Source organism: Caballeronia sp. INDeC2 (genome assembly GCF_023631325.1).
In the GTDB taxonomy this organism is placed as follows: domain Bacteria; phylum Pseudomonadota; class Gammaproteobacteria; order Burkholderiales; family Burkholderiaceae; genus Caballeronia.
Genome location: NZ_JALQDG010000040.1, coordinates 24,505 through 42,903 on the forward strand (window position 1 = coordinate 24,505; position 18,399 = coordinate 42,903).

An 18,399-nucleotide genomic window follows, 5' to 3' on the forward strand; every position below is an offset into this window, starting at 1 on the left:
GACCAACAAGCCCGGCCGATGATGCGTTTCCTCGTGGCCGCGGCGACACGCGTGCGCAATGTCGCGGATTCATTGTAAGGCGGCCCGTCCAAACGTTCAGCGAGATGAAAGTATCCGAACGAACGTGCCGAAAAGCGCTACAGTGCTACCCTTCGCGAGCATGTCCGAGGGCCGCCACGGCGCGGAGTCGAACCGGGTATGATGCGCACCGGCTGAACAAAAATTACAACTTTCGGGATGGTCGCCGTCATACGGGCCGCGTCGATACATCGGCCCGGCGCGACCTTCACGCTTATCGGAGCTGTCTATGCCATTGCGGTCCGGTGTCGACGAGGCCAGTTTTCGTCGCATTCTCCTTCGCAACATCGCGCTGCCGCTCGGAACGGGCGTCGTCACCGCGATCGCGTTCGTCGTGCTCGTGCTGTATCTGCTGTCGGGCATCAACTGGGTCGAACATTCGGAGCGCGTGATCGGCAACGCGCAGGAAATCGGCCGGCTCGTCAGCGAGAAGGAAAGCGCGGTTCGCGGCTATCTGATCACAGGCGACGAAGCGTTTCTCGCGCCCTATGAAACCGCGAAGCCGAAGCTCGTCGCCGATATCGACACGCTTGCCGATCTCGTCTCCGACAACACGCCGCAAGTCGACCGCCTGATCCGCGTTCGCGCGTTGCAGATGCAATGGGACAAGGTCGCCGAGGGCTTGATCGACGCGCGCCGCCACGCGCAGGATTCCGTCGCGCTCGTGCGCGCGGGCCGCGGCTCGGCCGAACGCGCGGAAACAGAACGCGAGCTCGCCGCGTTTCTCAACATCGAACAGACGTTGCGGTTGCAGCGCGTGGAGTCCGCGAAGCAGCTGACCACCGTGACCGTCGTCGTGTTTCTGTTTCTGAGCTTGATGCTCTCGGTGATTCTCGCGATCTTCGGCAGACGCGAACTGATGCAGCTTTCCAACGCGTTCGGGGCCGCGATCGACGAACAGGAGCGTCAGACCCGCGCGTTGCAGGAGCAAGCGTGGCTCAAAGAAGGGCAGACGCAGCTCGCGGAGAAAGTCATCGGCCAGCAATCGCTCGATCAGCTTTGCCAGACGATACTCGATTTCCTCGCGGATTACCTGAAGGTGTCGATAGGCGCGTTCTACGTGCGCGAAGGCAATGGCGCATTGAAGCGCACCGCGAGCTTCGGCTTCGATCCTGAGACCGCGCCGGTGCCGGAGTCGCTCGGGGGCGTGAAGAGCCTCGTCGGACAGGCGGTGCACGCGCGCAAGCTGACGACCATGAACAACGTGCCCGGCGATTACTGGAAGGTGACGTCGGCGCTCGGCGCGAGCGTGCCCGCGAGCCTCGTCATCGTGCCGGTCGAAAACGAAGGCCAGGCGAACGGCGCGATCGAACTCGGCGCGATGCACACGCTGACCGAGCGCGACGAGCAGTTCCTGAAGACGATCGCGGGCAATATCGGCGATTACGTCGAGGCGGCGCAGTATCGCGAGCGGCTGCAACATGTGCTCGAAGAAACGCAGCAGTTGAACGAAGAGCTGCAGATGCAGCAGGAAGAACTGCGCACGACCAACGAGGAACTCGAACAGCAAACAACGGCGCTTTCGCAGGCGCAGGCGTATCTCGCGAATCAGAAGGCGGAACTGGAGCAGACCAACGATCAGCTCGCGGAACAGGCGCGCGTGCTCGACGAACGCAACGTCGCGCTCAACGCCGCGCAGGGCGAACTGGAAACGCGTGCCGAAGCGCTGCAGCGCGCGAGCCGCTACAAGTCCGAGTTCCTTGCGAACATGTCGCACGAATTGCGCACGCCGCTCAACAGTTCGCTGATCCTCGCGAAGCTGCTCTCCGAGAACAAGGCCGGCAATCTCACGAACGATCAGATCAAGTACGCGCAGACGATCTATTCCGCGGGCAACGATCTGCTCAATCTCATCAACGATATTCTCGATCTCTCGAAGGTCGAGGCGGGCAAGCTCGATCTGCATATCGAAGACGTGCCTTTGCAGCGGATCATGGATACGCTCTCGCGCACGTTCGATCCGCTCGCGCGGCAGAAGAAGCTCGGGCTCGAGCTTCGCAACGAAATCGACGAATATCCGACGCTCACGACCGATTTCCGGCGTCTCGAACAGATCCTGAGGAACCTGCTGTCGAACGCGCTGAAATTCACGGACGCGGGCACGGTGTCGCTCACGCTCAGGCGCGCGGGCGGAACGGGAGACATGAGCGCGGTACAGTTCGTCGTGACGGATACGGGCATCGGCATTGCGCCGGACCAGCTCGAAGCGATCTTCGAAGCGTTTCAGCAAGCCGACGGCACCACGAGCCGTCATTACGGCGGCACGGGTCTCGGCCTGTCGATTTCGCGCAGCCTCGCGCACTTGCTCGGCGGCGATATCTCGGTGCGCAGCACGCAGGGCACCGGCAGCACGTTCACGCTGACGATGCCCGTCGTCTATGGCGCGGCCGCGTTGCCGGGCGCCGTCGACGAGGCGCCGGCGCCAGTGCCGGTTGTCGTCGAAGAACGTGCGCCGGTCGAAAAACCGATCGAAGTGATCCACGTCATCGACGACGATCGCGCCGAGACCACGCCCGGCCGCCTCGTGCTCGTCGTCGAGGACGAACCGGACTTCGCGCAAGTGCTGCTCGATCTCGCGCACGAACTGGGTTATCGATGCATCGTGAGCGGAACGGCGAGCGAGGCGCTCAAGCTCGCGCAAGACAACGCGCCGAACGCGATCCTGCTCGACATCGGCTTGCCGGATCGCTCGGGACTCGTGGTGTTGCAGGAACTGAAGGCGAATCCGAAGACGCGGCACATTCCGGTGCATGTCGTGTCGGCGTCGGACAGAAGCGAGGCCGCGCTGCATCTCGGCGCGATCGGCTACGCGGTGAAGCCGACCACGCGCGAGCAGTTGACGACGATCTTCCAACGGCTCGAAGAGAAGAGCAGTCAGAAGATCAAGCGCGTGCTGCTCGTCGAGGACGATGCGCGGCAGCGTCAGAGCATCGTCGAACTGATCAGCGACACGGACGTGGAGATCACGCCCGTCGAGTTCGGCCGCGACGCGCTCGAACTTTTGAAGACGACGATCTTCGACTGCATGATCATCGACCTGAAGCTGCCCGACATGCATGGCGGCGACCTGCTGCGGCAGATGGCCGGCATCGACGCGTATTCGTTCCCGCCGGTGATCGTCTACACGGGCCGCAATCTCACGCACGAAGAGGAAGCGGAACTCATGCGCTACTCGCAGTCGATCATCATCAAGGGCGCGCGCTCGCCGGAGCGTCTGCTCGACGAGGTGACGCTGTTCCTGCACAAGGTCGAAACGGATCTGTCGGCGGATCGCCAGGCGATGCTGCACGTCTCGCGTTCGCGCGATCGCGTGCTCGACGGCCGCCGCGTGCTGCTCGTCGACGACGACATCCGCAACATCTTCTCGCTATCGAGCGCGCTGGAGCATCAGGGGCTGAAGGTGGATATCGGCCGCAACGGGTTCGAGGCGATCGAAGCGCTCGACAAGCATCCGGACATCGACATCGTGCTGATGGACGTGATGATGCCCGGCATGGACGGACTCGAAGCGACGCGGCGCATCCGCGAGGACGCGCGTTTCAGGAAGCTGCCGATCATCGCGATCACGGCGAAGGCGATGAAGGACGATCAGGAGCAATGTCTCGCGGCGGGCGCGAGCGATTATCTGGCGAAGCCGATCGACATCGACCGGCTCTACTCGCTGCTGCGCGTGTGGATGCCGCGGCGCGTCTAGATATTCAAGGCGCGCTTGTCCACGGCGAGCGCGGCCTCGCGCATTACTTCCGACAGCGACGGATGCGGATGACAAATGCGCCCGATATCCTCGCTCGCCGCCTTGAACTCCATCGCCACGACCGCTTCGGCGATCAGATCCGACGCGTTCGCCGAAATGATGTGCACGCCGAGAATCTCGTCGGTTTTCGCATCGGCGATGATCTTGATGAAGCCGTCCGTCTCGCCGATGCCCATCGCGCGGCCGTTTGCGAGCATCGGGAACTGGCCGGCCTTGATCGCGCGGCCTTCGGCCTTCAGCGCCTGCTCGGTCTGCCCGACCCAAGCGATTTCCGGATGCGTGTAGATCACCCACGGAATGCAGTTGTAGTCGATGTGCGGCTTCTGCCCGTCGATGATCTCCGCCACCAGCACGCCTTCGTCTTCGGCCTTGTGCGCGAGCATCGGGCCGCGCACGACATCGCCGATCGCGTAGACGTTCGCGACTTTCGTCGCGCAATGGCCGTCGACGGGAATGAAGCCGCGCTCATCGACTGACAGGCCGATGGAATCGAGGCCGAGATCGTCCGTGTTCGGCACGCGGCCGATCGACACGATCAGGCGATCCGCCTCCAGCGTCTGCGCGTTGCCGTCCTTGTCCTTGTACGAAATGGCGACGCTCGAATCCGTCGTCTGCACGCCGTCGATCTTCACGCCGAGGTGAATAGTCAGACTTTGCTTCTTGAAGACCTTCGCGGCTTCCTTTTGCAGGGCGATATCGGTCGTGCCGAGGAATTCGGGCAGCGCTTCGAGTATCGTCACTTCCGCGCCGAGCCTGCGCCACACGGAGCCGAGCTCCAGCCCGATCACGCCCGCGCCGATCACGGCCAGCTTCTTCGGCACGGAGGTGAAAGCGAGCGCGCCTTCGTTGTCGGAGACGATCTTGTTGTCGACCGGCACGTTCGGCAGATGACGCGCCTTCGAGCCCGTCGCGATGATCACGTGTTGCGCGGTGTGGCTTTCGCTCTTGCCGTCGCCGCTCACGTCGATCTTGAAGTTGGCGCCGTCCTTGCCCGCGAGCTTGCCGTGACCTTTGAGCCACGTGATCTTGTTCTTGCGAAAGAGGAACTCGACGCCGCCCGTGATCTTCTCGACGATCGCTTCCTTGCGCCCGACCATTTTGTCGACATCGACGGCAAGGTTGTCCATCGTGATGCCGAGTTCGCCGAAATGCAGTTGCGCCTTCTCGAATTGCTCGCTCGATGCAAGCAGCGCCTTCGACGGAATGCAGCCGACATTCAGGCACGTTCCGCCGAGCTTCGGCTTGCCGGCGGGGTTGATCCATTCCTCGACACACGCGACCTTGCGGCCGAGTTGCGCGGCGCGGATCGCGGCGATGTAACCGCCGGGACCGGAGCCTATGACGATGACATCGAAGTCGGCCTTCTGGCCTGAAGCAGCGGCGGGGGCGGGCGCGGGTGCGGGCTGAGCAGCAGGTTGCGCGGCGGGTTTTTCCGGTGCGGGAGCGGGCGTAGCGACGGAAGCCTTCGCTTCCGTATCGATGATCGCGAGCAGTTCGTCCGCGTGAACGATATCGCCTTCCTTCTTCACCACTTCCGCGAGCGTGCCGGCGGCGGGCGCGGGCACTTCGAGCACCACCTTGTCCGTTTCCAGTTCGACGAGGATTTCGTCTTGCGTCACCGCGTCGCCCGCTTTCTTCTTCCACGGCAACATCGTCGCTTCGGTGACGGATTCGGAAAGCTGCGGAACCTTGACTTCAACCCTGGCCATTCAGATTCTCCTTGTGAGCGATTTCTCGCGATTGGAAACGTCAGGTGTTGCGTGACTTGCGGATGCGGCCTTCGGGCCGGGCCGGCGCGCCGAAGTCGTAGGATACGCCCTGTCCGCACGCGGCGCGCGGATGTGACCCGCGACCCGTGTTTTTGCCGTCGTTATATTCGGTGGTATATTGCGAAACACATCCGGCCCAGCCGATCGAGCACGAGGTGATGATGCAAACCCCTCCGTTTCAACTCGCCCGCACGAACGCTCACGCGCATCGCGACGCCTGCTGTCAGCCGACGGAGGCCGACTTGCGCACGTCGCGCCGTCGCGCGCGCCTTGCGGAACTGGATCCGCATCTGCATTGCTCCGTGATCGGCACCTGTCTTTCGACGGGCGAACTGCGCAAGCTCGTGCCGAAGTTCACCGACCTCGACCGCCATCACGCGAGCGATCTCGAGATTCATCATGCGGCCGTCGAACTCGCGAGTGCGGGCGGCGCGGGCGCGAAGGCGTTGAATAAGGCGCTCGACGAACGCTACGCCGGCGCGATCCGCCGCTTCGACGCGGCCCGCGATTCGCAGGCGCTTCTCGATCTTTGGAACGACGCGCTGAAATCCGGCGATATTCCGCCCGCGTACTGGGCGGTGATGTCGCATCCGCACGCGACCATCGACGTGCGGCAGTCCGCGTTCGGCGAGTTGCACATGCTGTCGCATCTGGTCGGCGCGGCGAACCGCGCGGATATCCGGCGTCTCGTCGCGCTCGAAGCGGAGAATCAGGAACTGAGGGAAAAGGTCGAACGTCAGCAGGCGCGTCTGCTCGAACTGAGCGCGGAACGCGATGCGTCCGTCAGGCAATCGAACGAACTCGCGCTGCAACTCGCCGCGCTCGGGCAACGCAGCGCGGACATGTCGACCGCCGAACTCGAAGCGGAAATCGAGCGTTTGCGCGAGAAAGTCGAGGATGGCGAGCGGCGCCTCGCGCTGCACACGAGCCGCCGCGAAGCCGCCGAGCAGCGCGCGCTCGCCGAAGAGGAAGCGACGCGCGCGTTGCGCAACAAGCTGGGCGAAACGCGTGCACTGTTGAACGCGGTGCAGGCCGAATGCGCGGCGCTCGAACGCGCGACGCTGGCTGTGGACGATCAACCCGGCGTGCGCCGGCGCGGCGTCGAATGGGTAAGCGGCAAGCGCATCGTCTATGTCGGCGGAAGGCCGAACTCGAATGCGGTGCTGAAGACGCTGGTCGACGCGGCGGGCGGCGAGTTGATCGTTCACGACGGCGGCATCGAGGATCGCAAGGGGCTGCTCGCGGCCGCGCTGCCGAACGCGGATGTGGTGCTCTTTCCCGTCGACTGCATCGATCACGATTCGATGAGCATGTTGAAGCGCGTGTGCGAGCGGCACGGCGTCGAGTATTCGCCGCTGCGCACGGCGAGCGTCGCGAGCTTCGTGGAGTTCGTCGCGCGGCTAGGCGCGAGCGTGCGGAACACGCCCGCGAGCGCACCGCCGCCCTCGGCGTTCTGCTTGCGTCACGGTTAAGGCTTGAGCAACTGCGTGAGCGATTCGATCTGCGCGGCGCAGGCCGCTTGCGCCTGCGTTTCGACATCGCGATAAAGGCGGACGATGCTCTCGCCGACCGGCGTCAGCACGCAGCCGCCGCCGCTTTGCCCGCCTTGCTCGGAAATCGTCGCGGGCGATTTCAGCGAACGGTTGAGCTCGTCGATGAGGAGCCACGCCCGCCGGTACGACATGTCGAGACTGCGCGCCGCCGCCGATATCGAGCCGTGCTTGCGCACCGCTTCCAAGAGCGAAATCTTGCCGGGACCGATGGCGATCGTCTCGCCTTTCGTGATGCGCATGCGAAAGCGCACTTCGGCCGGCTGGTTCGCCATGTCCGTCGCCTTTGCGCTGTCAGTCGTCTTCAGGGTCGTCGCCATGCCCGAGAGAATACACGAACGAAACCGGACGGACGTTTCATGGGGGGCCGCCGGCGTTATCGGTTGTCCGGATAGCAGAAAGCGAAATCCTCGCATCCCGGACAGCCTGGCGACCAGGTCGGCACGACGCCTTTCGCGCGCGCGACTTCCTGCGCGAGAAACTTTTTCCAGCGCAGATTCGCAACATTGCGCGCGATGAGATTGGGATAGTGACGCCCGAGCATATCGGTGACGTCGTCGCGTCCGGCGAGACCGAGATCGCGCCACAGATGATCGGGCCGCAGCGACGCCGCGGCAATGATCGACGCGAGACACGCCGCGTCTTCCCGATGCCGCGCCGCCGTGCGATCGTGCCACATCAAGAGCCCGCGCAGATCGCGCACGAACGGCCAGTGCGCCGACCAGAGCATCGCGGCCGGCGGACGATCGATCGTCGCGCCGGGAAAATGTCGGCCGATCAGTTGTGAGAGCGCGCCCGCGCCGAGGCCGAGCAGAAGCAGATCGCCCGATTCGATGCGCGCGCCGATGAGCCGCGCGAACAGCACGGAATCGGGCGCGTCGGGATGGATAGCGTGCGCGAGCAGCGCGCGCGCGGATTCGTTCATCGATGCGATGTCCCCAGCACGTGCGCATCCACACGCACGAGGCGCTTCATGTGGCGCGGCGCATGCACCGTGTCCGCGCCCGACACGAGCACCGGCAAGCCGTCGTCGATGCCCAGTTCGCGATCCGCGCACTCATACGCGACGATCACCTGCGCGCCGATCGGCGTATTGAACAGTTCGTGCCATGAAAACGTCACGGCATAGCCGTCGTGTGCGTGCGCAAGAAACACGGTCCGCTTGAAATCCGTGTTGTCGGGCCGGCGCACGCCCGCCGCGTCGAGCAGCACGCGCAATTGCACGCCGCGATAGCTTCCCATCGGACGAATGTAGCGGCCCGTCGAAAAGCACACGAGATCGAACGGCTCGATGCTCGCGCACGCGAACTCGCGCAATGCGGCAAGATCGAGCGTGAGCGGCCTTTGCACCGCGCCGCCGATCTCGACGACAACGGGTTGACCGGCGAGCGATGACGAAGGAAGCGAGTAAGCGAGGTCCATGAGTGTGGCCTTGAGCAGCGTTATGTCTGCGAATATATTACGATGTCCGGTGCGATGCCATGCTTTGCGCGGCATGCCGGACATGATCTTCGGCTTATCGATGGGAGAAGCGCATGAACCGGCGCGCGATGGCGGCATTCGCGGTATCGATATTCCTCGCGGCGTGCGGCTCGGTCGCGCCGGGCACGGGCGCGCAGAACGTGCCGCTCGCGGGCACGCCGAACGGCGTCGCGGTGCGCGATTCGGACGGCGCGGTCTTCGTCACCGACGACAGAACCAACGGCATCGTGATGACGACGCATATCGGCGACGAGGACGCGCCCGCGTTCTCGCTCTACGCGCGCATTCCGGCGGCCGCGGGCGAGCGCCCCGGCCTGAGCCAGATCGCGTTCGCGCCGAACGGGCATCTGCTCGTCGAGCAATTCGGCTTCGGCACGGCGGCCGCGGTGTTCGACGTCGCGCCGAGCGGCCAGGTGGCGCTCGCATCGGACACGAATTCGGCGCGGCGTCGGCTGGGCTTGCTCGTGCTCGACAGCGGCACGTTTCTGTCGAGCTGGTTCGTGAAGGAAGGCAGCGCGCCGGCCGAAGGCGGCGTCAGCCTGATCACGCGCGGCAGTGCGCCCCGGCAGATGATCGAGCGCGACATCGTCACCGGACTGGCGAAACCGGTCGGGCTCGCGGCGGTCGGCGACATGCTCTATGTGAGCGATCAGGCCGCGAACCACATCTACAAAGTGGACTTGCAGGCGGCGCGGGCGGCGAACGCGCCCGTGCCCGCGAGCGATGTCTTCGCGACCGTCGACGCGCCCGATCTCATGGCCGCGACGCCCGACGGCACGCTCTACACGAAGTGCGGCGCGCATGCCGTGTGCAGCTTCTCGAAGCGCGGCCGGGCCACGGTCGTCGCCGACGGTTTCGAAGCGCCGCGCGGCGTGGCGGTGGATGTCGCGCGCAAACGGCTAATCGCTGTGGACCGGTCGAGCGCGCCGGACAAGCCGAGCGCGCTGCGCGTGGTGCCGATCAGATGACGGTGCTTCAGCGCGGCGACGACCAGCCCTTGTAGCTGCCGACGTTCTCCCTTGTCACCAGCGTCGACGGCAACAGGATCGTCGTGCTGCTCGGCTTCTTGCCGTTCATGAGATCGTAGCCGACGCTCACCGCCTGCTGCGCCATCGCCCACGGATCCTGGCTCGCCGATGCCTGCACCATGGTGTCGGACTTGAGCGCCGTTTCGATATCCGGCGCGCCATCGACCGACGTAATGACGATGTTGTTCCGATGCAGTTGCTTCGCCGCGAGGTCCGTGCCGATCGCTTGCGGATCGTTGATCGCGAACACGCCGTCGAGTTTCGGGAAGCGCGTGAGATAACCCTGCATCGCGTTCATGCCGCCTTCGCGCGAGCCTTTCGCGTCCTGATCGTCGGACAGGATCTTGATGCCCGGGCTCTTCGCGAGCACGGTCTTGCAGCCGTTCACGCGATCGATCACCGCCGACACCTGCGGCCCGTTCTCGATCACGACGTTGCCCTTGCCGTTGAGCCTCTTCGCCAGATAGTCGCAGGAGATTTCGCCGGCCTGCACGTTGTTGGTTTGCACGGTGGCGTCCGCGCCCGCCGCCGCGACGTCCACCGCGACCACGACGATGCCCGCCTTCTGCGCCTTCTTCACGGCCGGCTCGATCGCTTTCGGATCGACGGCGTTCAGCAGAATCAGATCGACGTGCGCCGAGATGAAGTTGTCGATCTGCGTGAACTGCTTGTTCATGTCGTAGTCCGACGACACCGCCTGCACCTTGGCGTTCGGGTTGATCGCCTTGGCTTTGGCTTCCGCGCCCCTCGAGATGGTGACGAAGTACGGATTGCCGAGCGAACCGACCGTGATGCCGACGGACTTCAATTGCTTGTCGGCGGCGTTGGCGGATAGCGACAGGGTGAAACCGAGAGCGAGTGCGACGCTCGCGAAAAGCTTATTGTGTTTGCGCATGTTGTTGTCTCCAGTGGGTCCATTTTTCGAGGGCGGGCGCACGCGGACCCGAATGCGCCCGGATAGCGGGAATTCAGGTGCGAGCCGAGCCGCGTTGACGGTATCGATCGAGCGCCACCGCGCCAATGATCACGAGGCCCTTGATGATGTACTGCCAGATATCGGACACGCCGAGCAGCACGAGACCGTTCGTCAGCACCGCGATGATAAGCGCGCCGACCAGCGTGCCGACGATCGAACCCACGCCGCCGACGAAGCTCGTGCCGCCGAGAATGACCGCGGCGATCGCATCGAGTTCATACGACTGGCCGAGCTGCAAGCCGTTCGCGGCGTAGAGACGCGCGGCGGACATCACGGCGCCCAGACCCGCGAGCAAGCCCGAGATCGCGTAGACGAAGAGCTGGATGCCCCACACCTTGATACCCGAAAGACGCGCCGCCTCGGGATTGCCGCCGACCGAATAGATGCGCAGGCCGAGCACCGTGCGGCGCAGGATGAACCACGACACGATCACGACCGCGATCGCGATCACAACGAGCCAGGGCACGCCGAAGAGCGTGTCGTTGCCGATGAACGCGAACGACAGTTGCGGATTGAAGATGGTCGTGTCGTGCCCGATCAGCCGCGCGATGCCGCGCACGGCGGTGAGCGAGCCGAGCGTCACGATGAACGGCGGCAGCTTGAGCAGGGCGATCAAGAGGCCGTTGACGACGCCGAAGCCGAGACCGACCGCGAGCGCGGCCGGAATGCCGAGCCACCCCCAGCCCGGAATATTCGATGCGAGCAGCGCCGTGACCGCCGCCGCCGACAGCACCGAGCCGACCGACAAGTCGATGCCGCCCGTCAGAATCACGAAGGTCATGCCCGCCGCGAGCACGATGTTGATCGATGCCTGCTGCGCGACGATCGACATGTTCTGGAAGCTGAAGAAGCCGTCCGTCACGATGCCGAAGCCGATGCACAGCAGGATCAGCACGGGCAGCATGCCCGCGGTGCGCATCAGCACCTGCATGCGTTCGCGATGCTCGATGCGGCTCTGCCGCTGGGATGTGCTTTCCGCTTTTGCAACCGGCGCGCCGCCCGTGTCGTGGTGTTTCGTGCTGTTTGCCATGTCTCTCTCCGAATTCCTTGGTTGCTCAAGCCGCCTGATCGAGCGCGACCTTCGAGCCCGTCGCCAGTTCGATGATCCCTTCCTGCGAAATCGGCTTGCCGGAATGGCCGCCGAGTTCGCCCGCGATTTCGCCTTCGCGCATCACGAGCACGCGGTCCGCCACGCCGATGACTTCCGGCAGCTCGCTCGAGATGACGATCACGCCGACGCCCGAGCGCGCGAGATCGTTGATGATCCGATAAATCTCCGACTTCGCGCCGATATCGACGCCGCGTGTCGGCTCGTCGAGGATCAGCACGTCGGGCTTGGTTTCGAGCAGACGCGACAACAGCACCTTCTGCTGATTGCCGCCCGACAGCGCGCCCACGTTCACGCGCATGTTCGGCACGCGGATGGTGAGCGCGGCGATCGCGTCCTTCGCGCGCGTGTTGCCGCGCGCGAGATCCATCACGCCCGCTTTCGCGTCGCGCCCGGCGACCGTGATGTTGATGTTGTCGCGCACGCTCATGTCGAGAAAGAGACCTTGGCCCTTGCGGTCTTCGGTGAGATAGACGAGGCCCGCGTCGATCGCGTCGCGCGGCGTGCGCAGCTTCACCGGCTTGCCGTGCATCGACACTTCGCCGCGCACTTTTTCCTCCGCGCCGAAGATGAGGCGCGCGAGCTCCGTGCGCCCCGCGCCGACGAGTCCCGCGATGCCCAGTACTTCGCCCTTGTGCAGATCGAGGCTGCATCCTTTGACGCGTTTGTCGTCGGCGATATCGCGCACGGACAACACGACGTTGCCCGGATCGTAGGGCGCGTGCTGCTTCTTGTAGAAACCGGAGATATCGCGGCCGACCATCATCTTGACGAGGCTGTCGGCGGACAGTTCCTCGCGCATCAAAGTGCCGACGTACGATCCGTCGCGCAGCACCGAGACGCGATCCGACAGCTCGTAAATCTCCGCCATCCGGTGGCTGATGTAGATGATCGCGATGCCTTCCTCGCGCAACCGCCGCACGAGTTCGAAGAGCCGATCCGTTTCGCGCGACGAGAGCGGCGTGGTCGGCTCGTCCATCACGAGGATGCGGGCCTGCGCATGCACGGCGCGCGCGATTTCGACGAGTTGCCGCTCCGCGATCGACAGATCGCCGACGAGCGTGTGCGCCTTGAAGCTCGCGCCGAGGCGTTTGAGCACGTCCTCGCAGCCGCGCTCCATGCCTTTGCGATCGACGAGCCTGCCGCGCCGCAACTCGCGTCCCGCGTGGATGTTCTCCGCGACGGAAAGATTCGGCGCGAGGCTCAGTTCCTGATAGATCACCGCGACGCCGAGCGCGCGCGCGGCGAGCGGCCCGTCGATGACGACCGGCTTGCCGTCGATGAGAATCTGGCCGCCCGCATCGGCCTGATAGGCGCCCGACAGGATCTTCATCAGCGTGGACTTGCCCGCGCCGTTTTCGCCCATCAAAGAATGCACTTCGCCGGGATAGACGGACAGGCGCACGTCGTTGAGCGCGCGCACGCCGGGAAAGGTTTTGCTGATGCCGCGCATTTCCAGAAGCGGCGGAGGGCGGGAAGGGTCATGCGGCATGGTTCACCTCTTGCGTTTTGATGCCCGCGTGGCGAATGGCCGCGCGCGGTGAGAAGTTGAAGAACATCGGCAGCGTGGCTGCGCCGATCGCGCCCGCATCCGGGCCGAAGGAACCGCGCACGAGCGTCGGGGTGCCGCGCGCTTCGGGCGCGTTGGCGGCGAGCGTCGTCGAAAGGCGCTTGACGAGTTTGTCGAGCAGGCCGCCGTCGATGTCGGCGTCGATCACGACCATCGGCACGTCGAGCACGCAGAGCGTCGCGCGCAGGGCGGGCGCGAGCGCCTCGATGCAGTCGTCGATCCATTCGTCGACGGCGGGAAGATGCCTCTCGATGCACGCCTGCAAGTCGATGCGGTTGTCCGCGGCCGCGCCGCAATAGTTGAGATGGCGCACGAGCGCGTTCAGCGACGCGCGCGAGAGCAGGATGTCCCACTGCCCCGCGGGCTGCGGCGCGGACGGCAGGCGGCTCGGCGGAACGGGAATCACGCCGATGTCGCCCGCATTCCCCGACGCGCCGCGCAGACAGTCGCCGTTGATCGCGATGCCGCCGCCGATCGCCGAGCCGAGAAACAGATAGACGAAGTCGTCGCAGCGGCGGCCGTGACCGTAGAAGAGTTCGGCGGTCGCGGCGGCGTTGCCGTCGTTTTCGCTGAAGACGGGCAGCGAGAGCGCGCGGCCGAGTGCATCGGCGAAATCGGTTTCGTCCCATGCGCGGAAGGTTTCGGCGGGTAGCCCGAGTTCGCGCAGCCAACTGCCGAGATTGAACGGCTGCGCGATGCCGACGCCCGCGAGCCGCTCGCGCTCCTGGGCGGAGAGCAGGCCGAGCATGTTTTCGATGTCCCGCCGTACGATCTCCAGCACGTCAGACGGATGCGGCAGCACGGCGTCGAGTGCGCTGCGCGCGAGCACGTCGCCGGCGAAGTTAACCAGCACCGTCTCGATGCCCGTGCGATCCAGCCGCACGCCGATACCGAACGCGCCGCGCGGATCGAGTCGGATCAGCGACGCGGGCTGGCCGCGCTGGCCTTCGAGACGGCGTCCGGTGTATTCGATCAGGCCCGCGTTTTCCAGCGACTCGACGATGCTGCCGACCGCCGTGCTAGTCAGATTCGCGTGACGCGCGAGTTCGGCTTTCGATGCCGGCTCGGCGCGCCGCAGCGCCTGCAACAGCAGGCGCTCGTTGTACCGGCGCACGTTCGCGGAGTTGCTGCCTCTGCCGCTTGCGGGTTTCACGTGCTGTCTCCGAAGGACGGCCGTCGAGTAGCGGCCATTAATTAAATCAAGTTGATTTATTTAAGAACGACGGCGCATCGAAGTAAAGGAGGGAAATCCCGGAGCCGGTTTTAAGCATGTATTGGGAAGGCGTTCTCGCGCTTGAGCGAGACGTTTTACAGCCGCAAGTGATAGACCCGGTGCGCTTCCACACTAGGCGATGCAATCGGCACTGCCAAGCCGCGCGCCGTTGCTTTCCGGCCAGCTTACGAGCGGCGAAAAACCAGCTTTCGACGGGCGGCCCGGGCGAAGCGCCGGGCGGATCGATGTGCTATCGTCGGCGACACTTTTCGACGTTTCCCTCGCCTTTTCATGTTCCAGATTTCCCAAGCCACGCACGCCGGCAAGGCCGCGCAATACGACGATCTGCTGCAGCAAGCCCGCGCGCTCATCGCCGATGAAACCGACCTCATCGCCAATGCGGCGAATTTTTCATCGCTCGTCTATCACACGCTGCCCGATCTGAACTGGGCCGGCTTCTATCTCTTCGATGGCACCGAACTCGTCGTCGGACCGTTTCAGGGCAAGCCGGCGTGCGTGCGCATTGCGCTCGGACGCGGCGTCTGCGGCACGGCGGCGCGCGAACGGCGCACGCAGGTCGTGCCGGATGTGCATGCGTTTCCCGGCCATATCGCGTGCGATTCGGCGTCGCGCTCCGAGATCGTCGTGCCGCTCGTCGCGAGCGATGGCGCGCTGATCGGCGTATGGGATGTCGATAGCCCCGTGCCCAACCGCTTCGACGACGAAGACGCGCTCGGCATGGAAGCGCTCTGCACGGCGTTCGTCGCGCTCGCGTGGGGCAAGCGGACGGAGCGCTGATATGTCGAGCGGGCCGATCGACAACGGCGTCGTCACGATTGCGAGCGCACACGGCGCCATCGCGACCGCCGACAAGCTCGAAGCGTTGGTCCGCGCGCGCGGGCTGATGCTCTTCGCGCGCATCGACTTCAGCGGCGACGCCGCGCGCGCCGGGCTCACGATGCCGCCGAGCCAGTTGCTCGTGTTCGGCAATCCGCAGGCGGGCACGCCGCTTATGCAGGCCGTGCCGACCGCCGCGCTCGATCTGCCGCTCAAGGTGCTCTCATGGGAAGACGCGGACGGCCGCGCGTGGCTTTCCTATAACGCGACGGAGTATCTGCGCGCCCGCCACGGACTCGACGCCGGCGCGATGAAGCCCGTCAGCGGCGTGGCCGCGCTCGTGGAAGCGGCGGCGCGCTGACAATTTGGCGTCCTCGGCGGCCGGACGCCTGCGTCTACAATGAGACGTTTTCATCCGTCTCGATACTCCATGACGAGCCTTGTCCGCCGACGCCTGCTTGCCGCTTGCGCGCTGAGCGCGTGCGCGTTGGTGCGCGCGCGCGACGTGCGCGCGGCATCCGACAAGGTCACCGTCGCGCTCGTCATGAAGTCGCTGAACGATCCGTTCGTCGTGTCGATGATCGAAGGCGCGCGCAACTACCAGCGGCACTACGCGTCGCAACTCGATCTCGCGACCAACGGCACGTTAACCGACAACGACGTCGCCGGGCAGATTCACATCGTCGAAACGTTCATCGAGGCGAAGGTCAACGCGATCGTCATCGCGCCCGCGGACTCGAAGGCGCTCGTGCACGTGGCCGCGAAGGCCATCGCGGCTGGCATCGTCGTGATTGCGATCGACAATCCATTCGACGAGGCCGCGCAGGACGCGGCGAACGTCACGATTCCGTTCGTCGGACCGGACAGCCGGCGCGGCGCGAAGCTCGTCGGCGCGTATCTCGGCTCGAAGCTGAAGGCGGGCGACGAGGTCGGCGTCATCGAGGGGCCGCCGAACGATCTCAACGCGCAGCAGCGCACGCTCGGCTTCAAGGAGGCGATGAGCGCGGCGGGCATGCGCATCGCCGGGTCGGACAGCGGCGACTGGACCGTGACGAGCGGCAAGACGATCGCGTTGCAGATGCTCTACGCGCATCCGGACGTGCGGGGCCTGCTCTGCGCGAACGACAATATCGCGATGGGCGCGATCGATGCGATCCGCATCGCCGGCAAAAAGGGCCGCGTGCTGGTGACGGGCTACAACAACATCGATGCCGTGCAACCGATGCTCGACGACGGCCGCCTCCTGGCGACGGTCGAGCAGTTCGCCGCGCGGCAGGCGGTGTTCGGCGTGGATGTCGCGGTGAAGGCGCTGCTCGAAAAGCGGCGGCAAAGGGATTTGTCGCCGTATATGGAAACGCCGGTTCAGCTGGTGACGAAGGGGCAGGCGAAGGGGTTTCGGTTCGGGGCGTCGTGAGGCGATCGCAGGTTCGAGAGAAGTCGCGTAGGCCGTCTGGTTGAGTTCGCATAGTCTCGTCGAACACAAAGTGCGAATTCGGACGAGACCGTTGCACGATTACACGAGACGCTCATCATCACCGTCAGTTCAAGCAGCCACAAAAGGCGTGGAAAGCCATTCCCACAGACGTCGTGCCGCTCTACGTGCGGTCCGCGCACAGAGAGGCCATTCGCTTCGAGGCTGTTTCCGGGGCGGACTACGATGCGTGAATAACCGCAATCACGATTCGAGTGCGCGAGGGCTTTTTCAGCTTTTACGCGCGCAATACGATTTGTATCTCACGGTTCGCCGCGCCTGTTCTGCGTTTCGCTCACGACGCCGAGCCGGATATCGCGGACTCAAGCTAATCGAAGCAGCGCGCGCAACCAGGAGCCAGCGCCCCTGACGCACTCACCCCGCCTTCGCCAACAACCCCCGCGCCGCGAGACTCCGATACAACGCGCGCACGCCGAACGTCCACGGCTCGATCTCCGTCGACAATCTCACCGTATTGACCAGCGCGCCGAGGCTCGGCGTCGAGATCGTCACGACATCGCCGAGATGATGGGTGAACCCGCCGCCCTCGGTATCGCGATCCTTGATCGGCGAGAACATCGTGCCGAGGAACAGCATGAAGCCGTCCGGATACTGATGATGCGCGCCGTGCGTCTGCGTGACGAGATCGGCCGGATCGCGGCTGATTTCGCTCATGTGGCTCACGCCTTCGAGCACGAAGCCGTCGTCCGCGCCTTCGATGCGCAGCGACAGGCTCGACGCGCGCACCGAATCCAGCGTGAAGCGCTCATCGAACAGCCGTACGAACGGACCGATCGCGCACGACGCGTTGTTGTCCTTCGCCTTGCCGAGCAACAGCGCGCTGCGGCCTTCGATATCGCGCAGATTCACGTCGTTGCCGAGCGTCGCGCCGACGATCTCGCCGCGCGCATTCACCGCGAGCACGATCTCCGGCTCCGGGTTGTTCCATTGCGATGTCGGATACAGGCCGACGTCCGCGCCGAATCCCACCGACGACATGGGCTGCGACTTCGAGAACACCTCCGCGTCCGGCCCGATGCCGACTTCCATGTATTGCGACCACGCGCCGCGACGCTCCAGTTCGGCCTTCAGCTTGGCCGCGCTCTCGGAACCCGGCTTGATCTTCGACAGATCCGCCCCGATCAGCTTGTTGATCGTGTCGCGCACTTCCTGCGCGCGGCTCGCGTCGCCGCCGGCCTGCTCCTCGATCACGCGTTCCAGCAGGCTCACCGCGAACGTGACGCCGCACGCCTTCACGGCTTGCACGTCGCAGGGCGCGAGCAGGCGCGGGCCGTCGGAGGAACCATCGAGCGTCGCTTGCAGCAAGTCCTGCACGTTGCCGAGATGTTCGCCTGCGGCGTTGCGGGCGAAGTCGAGCGCATTGGCGTCGTCGAAGAGATCGGCGGTCGTCGGCGCGGCGCGCGTAATGTCGAACACTTCGCCACGGCGCACCGCGACGACGGCAGGACCGTTCACGGGCGCGGGACGCCAGACGCGGCCGATCAGCACGGCATCGGCGAAATCTTCGGGCAGAAAGGAGGAGACGTTGACGGTTTGCATGGC

15 protein-coding genes are annotated in these 18,399 nt (G+C 64.9%); 6 read left to right on the forward strand and 9 right to left on the reverse strand.

The window, feature by feature from the left end; translation table 11 throughout:
* Window positions 1–307 precede the first annotated feature (307 nt).
* On the forward strand, window positions 308–3,772 hold the full coding sequence (locus tag NCS28_RS24590) for a response regulator (RefSeq protein WP_250516382.1): 3,465 nt from the start codon (window positions 308–310) through the stop codon (window positions 3,770–3,772).
* On the opposite strand, the gene lpdA is transcribed toward NCS28_RS24590, so the two are convergent.
* The gene (lpdA, locus tag NCS28_RS24595) at window positions 3,769–5,541 is read right to left on the reverse strand and encodes a dihydrolipoyl dehydrogenase (protein WP_250516383.1); all 1,773 of its coding nucleotides are present in this window, start codon (window positions 5,539–5,541) and stop codon (window positions 3,769–3,771) included. The two genes, NCS28_RS24590 and lpdA, sit on opposite strands and share 4 nt — an antisense overlap.
* A gap of 221 nt (window positions 5,542–5,762) precedes the next feature.
* Between lpdA and NCS28_RS24600 the strand changes: the two genes are divergently transcribed.
* The gene (locus tag NCS28_RS24600) at window positions 5,763–7,073 is read left to right on the forward strand and encodes a DUF2325 domain-containing protein (protein ID WP_250516596.1); all 1,311 of its coding nucleotides are present in this window, start codon (window positions 5,763–5,765) and stop codon (window positions 7,071–7,073) included.
* Here NCS28_RS24600 and NCS28_RS24605 read toward each other — a convergent pair.
* Genes NCS28_RS24605 through NCS28_RS24615 form a run of 3 tightly spaced genes read right to left on the reverse strand, consistent with a single transcriptional unit; the run spans window position 7,070 to window position 8,573 of the window.
* Window positions 7,070–7,471 (reverse strand): winged helix-turn-helix domain-containing protein, encoded by a 402-nt coding sequence (locus NCS28_RS24605; protein WP_250516384.1) that lies wholly within the window; start codon window positions 7,469–7,471, stop codon window positions 7,070–7,072. The genes NCS28_RS24600 and NCS28_RS24605 overlap by 4 nt on opposite strands.
* A 56-nt stretch (window positions 7,472–7,527) precedes the next feature.
* Window positions 7,528–8,076: a nitrogen fixation protein NifQ gene (locus tag NCS28_RS24610; RefSeq protein ID WP_250516385.1), complete on the reverse strand. Its 549-nt coding sequence runs from the start codon at window positions 8,074–8,076 to the stop codon at window positions 7,528–7,530.
* Window positions 8,073–8,573 (reverse strand): molybdopterin-dependent oxidoreductase, encoded by a 501-nt coding sequence (locus NCS28_RS24615; RefSeq protein WP_250516386.1) that lies wholly within the window; start codon window positions 8,571–8,573, stop codon window positions 8,073–8,075. Before NCS28_RS24615 ends, NCS28_RS24610 begins: the two co-directional genes overlap by 4 nt.
* Before the next feature lie 113 nt (window positions 8,574–8,686).
* On the opposite strand from NCS28_RS24615, the gene NCS28_RS24620 reads away from it, so the two are divergent.
* Window positions 8,687–9,601 carry an SMP-30/gluconolactonase/LRE family protein gene (locus tag NCS28_RS24620; RefSeq protein ID WP_250516387.1) on the forward strand — a complete coding sequence of 305 codons (915 nt, stop codon included), beginning with the start codon at window positions 8,687–8,689 and terminating at the stop codon, window positions 9,599–9,601.
* A 7-nt stretch (window positions 9,602–9,608) separates the two neighbouring features.
* Here NCS28_RS24620 and NCS28_RS24625 read toward each other — a convergent pair whose 3' ends face one another.
* The 4 genes from NCS28_RS24625 to NCS28_RS24640 all read right to left on the reverse strand — a co-directional run bounded on the left by NCS28_RS24625 (window position 9,609) and on the right by NCS28_RS24640 (window position 14,468).
* Entirely contained in the window at window positions 9,609–10,556 is a 948-nt protein-coding gene (locus NCS28_RS24625; RefSeq protein WP_250516388.1) for an ABC transporter substrate-binding protein, read from the reverse strand.
* A 73-nt stretch (window positions 10,557–10,629) separates the two neighbouring features.
* Window positions 10,630–11,667, reverse strand: a complete 1,038-nt coding sequence (locus NCS28_RS24630) for an ABC transporter permease subunit (RefSeq protein WP_250516389.1) — start codon at window positions 11,665–11,667, stop codon at window positions 10,630–10,632.
* Window positions 11,668–11,692: 25 nt separating this feature from the next.
* On the reverse strand, window positions 11,693–13,237 hold the full coding sequence (locus NCS28_RS24635; protein WP_250516390.1) for a sugar ABC transporter ATP-binding protein: 1,545 nt from the start codon (window positions 13,235–13,237) through the stop codon (window positions 11,693–11,695).
* A complete protein-coding gene (locus NCS28_RS24640) occupies window positions 13,227–14,468 on the reverse strand; it encodes an ROK family transcriptional regulator (RefSeq protein WP_250516391.1) in 1,242 nt (413 codons plus the stop codon). Before NCS28_RS24640 ends, NCS28_RS24635 begins: the two co-directional genes overlap by 11 nt.
* A 351-nt stretch (window positions 14,469–14,819) precedes the next feature.
* Here NCS28_RS24640 and msrC point away from each other — a divergent pair, with 351 nt between their 5' ends.
* From msrC to NCS28_RS24655, 3 genes are all read left to right on the forward strand, one after another.
* On the forward strand, window positions 14,820–15,326 hold the full coding sequence (msrC, locus tag NCS28_RS24645) for a free L-methionine (R)-S-oxide reductase MsrC (RefSeq protein ID WP_250516392.1): 507 nt from the start codon (window positions 14,820–14,822) through the stop codon (window positions 15,324–15,326).
* 1 nt (window position 15,327) lies between these two features.
* Window positions 15,328–15,726 carry a DUF302 domain-containing protein gene (locus tag NCS28_RS24650; RefSeq protein ID WP_250516393.1) on the forward strand — a complete coding sequence of 133 codons (399 nt, stop codon included), beginning with the start codon at window positions 15,328–15,330 and terminating at the stop codon, window positions 15,724–15,726.
* 69 nt (window positions 15,727–15,795) lie between these two features.
* Window positions 15,796–16,779, forward strand: coding sequence for a substrate-binding domain-containing protein (locus tag NCS28_RS24655; protein ID WP_250516394.1), 984 nt, complete (start codon window positions 15,796–15,798; stop codon window positions 16,777–16,779).
* Window positions 16,780–17,211: 432 nt separating this feature from the next.
* Here NCS28_RS24655 and NCS28_RS24660 read toward each other — a convergent pair whose 3' ends face one another.
* Window positions 17,212–18,396, reverse strand: coding sequence for a fumarylacetoacetate hydrolase family protein (locus tag NCS28_RS24660; RefSeq protein WP_250516395.1), 1,185 nt, complete (start codon window positions 18,394–18,396; stop codon window positions 17,212–17,214).
* Window positions 18,397–18,399: the final 3 nt, after the last annotated feature.